This window comes from Rothia kristinae NBRC 15354 (assembly GCF_001570865.1).
GTDB classification, from domain to species: Bacteria; Actinomycetota; Actinomycetes; order Actinomycetales; family Micrococcaceae; genus Rothia; species Rothia kristinae.
The window spans coordinates 1-8243 of sequence record NZ_BCSM01000026.1 but is presented as its reverse complement, the minus strand read 5'-3'; the positions used below and the strand labels follow the sequence as shown (position 1 = coordinate 8243).

General features: G+C 72.3%; 6 protein-coding genes and 1 tRNA gene. 2 read left to right on the top strand and 5 right to left on the bottom strand.

Features of this window, described 5'->3' with window-relative positions; all coding sequences use genetic code 11:
* Positions 1 to 51 precede the first annotated feature (51 nt).
* The 5 genes from KKR01S_RS10325 to KKR01S_RS10305 form a co-directional block, all read right to left on the bottom strand.
* The gene (locus KKR01S_RS10325; protein ID WP_058731590.1) at positions 52 to 1017 is read right to left on the bottom strand and encodes an L-lactate dehydrogenase; all 966 of its coding nucleotides are present in this window, start codon (positions 1015 to 1017) and stop codon (positions 52 to 54) included.
* A gap of 223 nt (positions 1018 to 1240) precedes the next feature.
* Positions 1241 to 1326: transfer RNA gene (locus tag KKR01S_RS10320), tRNA-Leu, on the bottom strand.
* Positions 1327 to 1460: 134 nt separating this feature from the next.
* The gene (locus KKR01S_RS10315) at positions 1461 to 2420 is read right to left on the bottom strand and encodes a MaoC family dehydratase (RefSeq protein ID WP_129357500.1); all 960 of its coding nucleotides are present in this window, start codon (positions 2418 to 2420) and stop codon (positions 1461 to 1463) included.
* An 8-nt stretch (positions 2421 to 2428) separates the two neighbouring features.
* Positions 2429 to 3769, bottom strand: coding sequence for a 3-oxoacyl-ACP reductase (locus KKR01S_RS10310; RefSeq protein ID WP_061225933.1), 1341 nt, complete (start codon positions 3767 to 3769; stop codon positions 2429 to 2431).
* 131 nt (positions 3770 to 3900) lie between these two features.
* On the bottom strand, positions 3901 to 5199 hold the full coding sequence (locus tag KKR01S_RS10305; protein WP_058731587.1) for an acetyl-CoA C-acetyltransferase: 1299 nt from the start codon (positions 5197 to 5199) through the stop codon (positions 3901 to 3903).
* 97 nt (positions 5200 to 5296) lie between these two features.
* Here KKR01S_RS10305 and KKR01S_RS10300 point away from each other — a divergent pair, with 97 nt between their 5' ends.
* Entirely contained in the window at positions 5297 to 6016 is a 720-nt protein-coding gene (locus KKR01S_RS10300; RefSeq protein WP_165596173.1) for a TetR/AcrR family transcriptional regulator, read from the top strand.
* A gap of 71 nt (positions 6017 to 6087) precedes the next feature.
* Positions 6088 to 8229, top strand: a complete 2142-nt coding sequence (locus KKR01S_RS10295) for an acyl-CoA dehydrogenase family protein (protein ID WP_061225932.1) — start codon at positions 6088 to 6090, stop codon at positions 8227 to 8229.
* Positions 8230 to 8243 lie beyond the last annotated feature (14 nt).

Genomic DNA, 8243 nt, shown 5'->3' with positions numbered 1-8243 from the left:
ACGCGGCGTCGGCGAGCAGCCGGATCGGCCTCTCGCTGGGGGTTTCGGCTGTCAGTACCCGAGGCTGGACAGGGACTCGCGCAGGGTCTGCGCCGAAGCCTGCAGCTTCTTCGTCTCGGCCTCGTCCATCGGCACCTCCAGCACGCGCCGGACGCCGCCGAAGCCGACGACGCAGGGCACGGACAGGGCCACCCCGTCGATGCCCTGGTAGCCCTCCAGCACGGTGGACACCGGCAGCACGGCGTCCTGACCCTGCAGCACCGCCTTGGCGATGCGGGCCCCGGACAGGCCGATCGCGTAGTTGGTCGCGCCCTTGCCCTCGATGACCTTGTAGGCCGCGCGCATGACGTCGTGGCCCAGGGTGTCCTTGACCTCGTCGGTGAACAGGGCGGAGCCGTCATCCCCGGTCCACTGGTCCACGGGGACCTGCCCGATCGTGGCGGAGGACCACAGCGGGAACTCCGAGTCCCCGTGCTCGCCGACGATCATGGCGTGCACCGAGTCGCTGGAGACCCCGGCGGCGTTGCCGATCAGCCAGCGCAGCCGGGAGGAGTCCAGCACGGTGCCGGAGGAGAAGACCTGGTGGGCGCCCAGCCCGGAGATCCGCTGGGCGACGACGGTGAGGACGTCGCAGGGGTTGGTCACGAGCATGTAGACGGCGTCCGGGGCCTGCTCCAGCAGCGTCGGCATCATGGACTCGAGGATCTTGACGTTGGTCCCGGCCAGCTCCAGGCGGGTCTGCCCGGGCTTCTGGGGGGCGCCGGCGGTGATGATGATCATGTCGCAGCCCTTGAGCAGCTCCGGGTCTCCCCCGCCGGTGATCCGGACGTTGGAGGCGAACAGCGAGCCGTGGGCGATGTCCAGGGCCTCGGCCTCGGCCTTCTGGGCGGCGATGTCGTAGAGGACGACCTCGCGGGCGACGTTCTGGATCACGGAGGCGTAGGCCATGGCGGAGCCGACGCCGCCCGCTCCGACGATGCCGAGCTTGGTGGACGGACGATCCTGGGTGACGGTCATGGTGTTCCCTTTCCTGCGACGTTCGGCCGCTTTCTTCGTCGACGGGCCGATACCACGCACCATGATGCCACCTGAGTGAGGGTTTCTGTGGGTTTCTGTGGGTTTATGACGTGGATGTTGCCGCGGCACCCCACACGAACCCGCACAGACGCGACCGCACCCCGCCGGGTACGGCGAAGGCCCCGGAACCTGGATCGGTTCCGGGGCCTTGTGATGACTCGCGTGCGCGAGGGGGGACTTGAACCCCCACCCTCTAATACGAGGACTAGCACCTCAAGCTAGCGCGTCTGCCTATTCCGCCACCCGCGCGCATGCCGTCTGACGTCCCCTGGGGGCGCCGGACAACGAGTAGAAACTTACCTGCTGGCTCGACGCTGTGCAACTTCCGCACCGCCAGCCCCGCCCCCGCCCCGCGGAGCCGCGGGACGGGGGCGGGGGCCGCCTCAGGACGGACGGCCGAAGGAGACCTCGAAGTGCTGCCGGGCCCCGCGCCCGATGCCGCGCACGGCCGTCTGCCCGTCGGGCTCGGGATCGCATACCTTCCACAGGTCCACGGCGGCCGGCAGGAAGACCGGGGATCCGAAGGCCACCCGCCAGGTCCCGGCCGCGCCGGGGTCTGAGACCAGCAGCCCCAGGGCCCGCGAGGCGCAGTACATCCCGTGGGCCAGGGAGGACTTCATCCCGAAGGCCTTGGCGCTCACGGCGCTGAGATGGATCGGGTTGGCATCACCGCTCACCGCGGCGTAGCGGCGCCCGATGTCGCCGGGCAGACGCCAGCGCCCGATCAGCCGAGCCCCCTCCCGCGCATCCGGACGGTCGGTCGTCGCCGACGCGGAACCCTCGCCCGCGCCGCGGTCGGCCGTCTTGGACAGGTACAGGGATTCGTCCGAGAAGACCAGCCGTCCGGACTCGTCCCAGATCTCGGCGAGCACGGTGACGGTGACGCCGCGCCGGTGGCGCCCGAACTCCCGGATCCGGGAGCGGACCGTGAGCTGCTCGTCGGCGCCCACCGGGTGGTGCACCGTCGCGGTGTTCTCCAGGTGGATCAGGCCGAGCACCGGCAGCGGGAAGGCCTTCGCGGTGAGCACCCGCATGGAGACGGGGAAGGTCAGCGTGTGCAGGAATCCCGCGTGCAGGTGCTCGGCCGGTGCGGCTCCCACGCAGCGGGCGAAGGCCGCCGCCCGCTCGGCGTCGGCCTGCACCCGCTGGCGCACGGGGGTGATCGCCTGGGGGTCGGGCAGGGCGTCCGGGCGGGTGCGGCCCCGCCCGGGCAGGCGCGAGCGCAGGGCGCCGGAGGCCTCGTGGCGCACGACCGAGCCCAGGGTTCCCAGGGGTCCGGCGGGCCCGGCCGAGCCGGTGGATCGGGAGGAGGAGAAGGGCGTGGGCAGGGAGATCCTGGGCATCGCGCGGATCACGCCCCCACCATGGACTGCCCGCACACGCGCAGTGTCTGTCCGTTGACCCCCGCCGCGGCGTCGGAGGCGAGGAAGGCCGCGGCCTGGGCCACGTCCTCCGGGCGCCCGCCCTGGGACAGGGAGTTCAGGCGACGGGCGACCTCGCGGGTCACGGTCGGCATGGCCCGGGTCATCTCCGTCTCGATGAATCCGGGGGCCACCGCGTTGATGGTCCCTCCGGTCTCGGCGAGGTCTTCGGCTTCGGCCGCGACCATGCCGATGATCCCGGCTTTGGAGGCGGCGTAGTTGGTCTGGCCCTTGTTCCCCGCGATGCCGCTGGTGGAGGCCAGGCACACGATGCGCGGGTGCTGCCCGAGCGCCCCGGATTCCAGCAGCTGGCGGTTCATCCGCAGCTGGGAGGAGAGGTTCACGGCCAGCACGGAGCCCCACCGGGCGGCGTCCATGTTGGCCAGCATCTTGTCGCGGGTGATGCCGGCGTTGTGGATCACGACGTCGAGGGTGCCGAAGGCGCGCCGAGCGGTCTCGGCGATGCGCCGGCCGGCGTCCTCGGCGGTGATGTCCAGCTGCAGGGCCTGGCCGGAGACCTCGTTGGCCACCGTCGCCAGGGCCTCCCCGGCCGCGGGCACGTCTACGAGCAGCAGGCGGGCGCCGTCGGCGTGCAGGCGGCGCACGATAGCCGCGCCGATGCCCCGGGCGGCGCCGGTGACGACGGCGACCTTGCCTTCCAGCGGACGCTCGGGGTCCGGGGCGCCCGGGCCATCGGCGGCGGCGACCACCAGCGGCTGACCGGAGACGTAGGCGGAGCGGGCCGAGAGCAGGAAGCGCAGCGGGCCCTCCAGCGCCGGGGCGTCGAGGCCGAAGTCCCCGTCCAGCAGCAGCGCATTGCAGGTGGCGCCGCGGCGGGACTCGTGGGCGAGGGAGCGCATGAAGCCGACGACGCCGGCCTGGGCGGCGACCAGCTCAGGGTCGTCCTCGGTGCTGCCGGTGCGTCCCAGCACCACGATGCGCCCGGAGGAGCCCAGGCTGCGCAGCGCCGCACCGACGCCCAGGGCGATCTCCTGCAGCTGGCCGGGGTCGGTCACGGCAGTGAAGTCGGCGATGATCGCGCCGTAGGTGGTGCCGGGGCTGGGGTGCCGGTGCACCTCGAGGTCCCAGGCCAGCAGACGCCGGGCCAGCGGATCCGACGCGGGGCCGCCGACGACCAGAACGCGGGGGTCGGCCAGCAGCGGCGCGCCGGGCTCGTCGCGGCGCAGGGCGGTGGGTCGGGGCAGGCCGAGGGCTTCGGCCAGCTTCTTGCCGATCGGGGAGTTGACCAGCTGGGTGTAGGAGTCCTTCATGGTCTCTCGTCGCCTCCTGGGGCGTGGGTGGTGCGGCCCTGACGGGGGCCGCGGACGATGGGCGGGGCCGGGGATGATGGGAACCGAGCCCGGCGCCGGGAGGGGCGCCGGGCCGGCCCCCGGGGTGCGGATCAGGCGGATTCGAGGATCATGGCCACGCCGAGGCCGCCGGCGGCGCACACGGAGACCAGGCCGCGCTGGGGCTTGCCGGTCTGCTCGGCGCTCTCGTGCAGCTGCTTGGCCAGGGAGGCGATGATGCGTCCGCCGGTGGCCGCGAAGGGGTGCCCGGCGGCCAGGGAGGAGCCGTTGACGTTGAGCTTGGCGCGGTCGATCGCGCCGAGGGCTCCGTCCCGGCCCAGGCGGGTGCGGCAGAACTCGTCGTCCTCCCAGGCGGCCAGGGCGGAGAGCACGGTCCCGGCGAAGGCCTCGTGGATCTCGTAGAAGTCGAAGTCCTGCAGGCTCAGGCCCTGCCGCTCCAGCAGCTGGGGCACGCCGTAGACGGGGGCCATCAGCAGGCCCTCCGCGCCGGAGACGAAGTCCACGGCGGCGGCCTGCGCGTCCACGACCTTCGCCAGCGGGGCCAGCCCGTGGGCCTCGGCCCACTCCCGGCTGCCCAGCAGCACCGCGGAGGCGCCGTCGGTCAGCGGGGTGGAGTTGCCGGCGGTCATCGTGGCCTCCTCCGGCAGGGAGCGGCCGAAGACGGGCTTGAGCTTGGCCAGGGCCTCCATCGAGGAGTCCGGGCGCAGGTTGTTGTCCCGGGCCAGACCGTGGAAGCCGGTGAGCAGATCGTCGAAGAAGCCGCGGTCGTAGGCGGCGGCGAGGTTGCGGTGGCTGTTCATGGCCAGCTCGTCCTGGGCCTCGCGGGTGATGCCCCAGCCGGCGGTGGTGATGGCCTGGTGCTCCCCCATGGACAGGCCGGTGCGCGGCTCGCCGGTCCCGGGAGCCTCGGGCTTGATGTCGGCGGGGCGCAGGGCGGCGACGGCGGCCAGGCGCTGCTTGACGGTCTTGGCCCGTCCCAGGGCCAGCAGGGCGCGGCGCAGCTTCTCGGATACGGCGATCGGGGCGTCCGAGGCGGTGTCCACGCCGCCGGCGATGCCGGAGTCCAGCTGGCCCAGCCGGATCTTGTTGGTCAGGTTCCACACGGTCTCCACCCCGGTGGCGCAGGCCATCTGGACGTCGAAGGCGGGGGTCGCGGGATCCAGCGCGGAGCCGAGCACGGCCTCGCGGGTGAGGTTGAAGTCGCGGGCGTGCTTCAGGACGGCGCCGGCGGCCACCTCCCCGACCCGCTCCCCGGCCAGCCCGCAGCGGGCGACCAGCCCGTCGATGGCGGCGGTGAGCATCTCCTGGTTGGGCACGTCGGCGTAGGCGCCGTGGGAGCGGGCGAAGGGGATGCGGTTGCCGCCGAGGACGAAAGCTTCTGCTGCTGACAAGGGATCCTCCGGATCGTCGGGGCGTGCGGGTGGGTCCCGCGCGCCGGCAGATGTGACTGGACTGACACAGGACAGAGTACCTGATACTCTGCGTATCGTGAACACCGCAGCCCACCGCCCCGCAGGTCACGGCCCCTACCGCACCCGCGACGGCCGCAGCACCCGATGGGAGGCGCACCGGGTCGCCCGCCGCGAGGAGCTGCTGAGCAAGGCCCGACGAGCCATCCACGAGATCGGCGCCGAGGCCTCCATGGAGGAGATCGCGCAGTACGCCGGGACCTCCAAGTCCGTCTTCTACCGGTACTTCCGGGACAAGAACGGGCTGGGCCAGGCCCTCGGCGAATCCCTGCTGGCGCACCTGGAGGCCCGCATCGCCGAAGCGGTCCGGCGCGATCCGCAGGACAGCGCCCCGCCGCGCGCCGTCGTCGCCCGGATGATCGAGGTCTACCTGGTCCTCGTGCAGCGCTCCCCCGCACTGCACGCCTTCGTCACCTCCCAGGCGGGTCTGGGCTGGTCCCGACCCTCCGAGGCCCAGCGACCGACCGCGAGCCTGGGGCTGTTCGCCGACCACGTCTCGCGGCTGCTGCTGGAGGCGCTGGGCCCGGTCCCCGATCAGGCCCTCGCCGCCCGGCTGCCCGACCCCGACCAGGCCGCTCACCTGCTGCACTACTGGGCCCGCTCCGTCGTCGGCCTGGTGCACGCCGCGGCCGAGCAGTGGGCCGGAGAGGTGGCCGCAGGCACCGCCCCCGACCGCGACCTGCTGGTCCGGCAGCTGAGCGCCTGGGTGCTGTCCCCGATGCCCGCACCCACCGGCTGATCCCCCCCCCCCAACTCCCCTCCGCATCCAGCGGAATCCGACCCCGTCTGACACGAAGGAGTACCGCAGACATGACCCTCACCGAGCACCCCCGCACCGCACCCGAGCCGACCCCCGCCGACGATGCCGCCACCAACCGCGAGGTCCCCGAGCGCCGTCGTTCTCCCCGCCCGGACCACGCCCGCACCCTGGACACCGACGCCCTCTACGCGCAGCTGATGGGCCGCTGGCGGGCGGAGCGGGAGGACACCCGGAAGCTGATCAAGGACCCGGCGCTGTGGAAGCAGCCCGAGCTGACCTACCACGATCAGCGCCAGCGCGTCTTCGAGCAGCTGGGCATCCTCGTGCAGAACCAGTCCGTGCACCGGGCCTACCCCGCCTACGTCGGCGGCGGAGAGAACCCCGGCGGCAACATCGCCGGCTTCGAGGAGCTGGTCGCGGCCGACCCGTCCCTGCAGATCAAGGCCGGCGTGCAGTGGGGCCTGTTCGGCGCCGCCGTGCACCAGCTGGGCACCGAGGAGCACCACCGCAAGTGGCTGCCGGGGATCATGTCCCTGGAGATTCCCGGGGCCTTCGCGATGACCGAGATCGGGCACGGCTCGGACGTCGCCGCGATCGGCACCACCGCCACCTACGATCCGGACACGCAGGAGTTCGTGATCAACACCCCCTTCAAAGCCGCATGGAAGGAGTACCTGGGCAACGCCGCGGTGCACGGGCAGGCCGCCACGGTCTTCGCGCAGCTGATCACCCAGGGCGTGAACCACGGGGTGCACTGCTTCTTCGTGCCGATCCGCGATGCGCAGCTGAACCTGCTGCCCGGGGTGCAGTCCGCCGACGACGGCATGAAGGGCGGCCTGAACGGCATCGACAACGGCCAGCTGGCCTTCGACCACGTGCGCATCCCGCGGGAGAACCTGCTCAACCGCTACGGCGACGTCGCCGAGGACGGCACCTACACCTCCCCCATCGAATCCCCCGGCCGCCGCTTCTTCACGATGCTGGGCACCCTCGTGCAGGGCCGGGTCTCCCTGGACGGGGCCTCGACCAAGGCGGCCCAGGTGGGACTGTCCATCGCGCTGACCTACGCCTACCAGCGCCGCCAGTTCGACGACGGCGCCGGGGAGGAGGCGACCCTGATGAGCTACCAGCTGCATCGGCGTCGGCTGCTGCCGCTGCTGGCCCAGACCTACGCCGCCTCCTTCGCCCACCACGACCTGCTGGAGGCCTTCCACGACGTGTTCAGCGGGGACAACGACACCCCGGAGTCCCGGGCCGAGCTGGAGACCCTCGCGGCGGGGCTGAAGCCCATCTCCACCTGGCACGCGCTGAACACCCTGCAGACCTGCCGCGAGGCCTGCGGCGGATCCGGGTTCATCACCAAGAACCGCTTCACCGGGCTCTACCAGGACCTCGACGTGTACGCGACCTTCGAGGGGGACAACCACATCCTGCTGCAGCTGGTGGGCAAGCGCCTGCTCGGGGACTACTCCAAGGAGTTCGCCGGCGCCGACTTCGGCTCGATCACCAAGTACGTCTCCTCCCGCGCCGAGGACCTCGCCCTGAACCGCTCCGGTCTGCGCCGGGTGGCCCAGGCGGTCCAGGACACCGCCGACGCCCGGAAGTCCGCGAACGCGCTGAAGGATCCGGTGGCCCAGGCGCAGCTGATGCGGGCCCGGGTGGACAACCTGATCGGCCGGATCGCCGATGAACTGCGCCCGGCCCGGAAGATGTCCAAGGCCGACGCCGCCGAGGTGTTCAACTCCCAGCAGGTGCGTCTGATCGAGGCCGCCCGCTCGCACGCGGAGCTGCTGCAGTGGGAGGCTCTGCACCGGGCGGTGCAGGAGGCCGAGGGCGTCAACGCCGAGGTGCTGACCTGGCTGCGGGACCTGTTCGGGATGACCCTGATTGAGAAGAACCTCGGCTGGTACCTCTCCCACGGCCTGCTCTCCACCCAGCGGGCCCGCACCGTGGAGTCCTACATCCTGCGTCTGATCGACCGGATCGAGCCCTACACCCTGGATCTGGTGGCCGCCTTCGGCTACGAGCAGGAGCACCTGCGCGCGGAGATCTCCTCCGGGATCGAGGCCGAGCGGCAGGAGGAGGCCCGGGCCTACTACCGCGACCTGCGGGCCAGCTCCGAGGCCCCGGTGGAGGAGAAGACCCTGCGCGCCCGCCAGACCGGGGCCGGGAAGACCGCCCGACGCCGCTGAGCCACCCCCCCCCC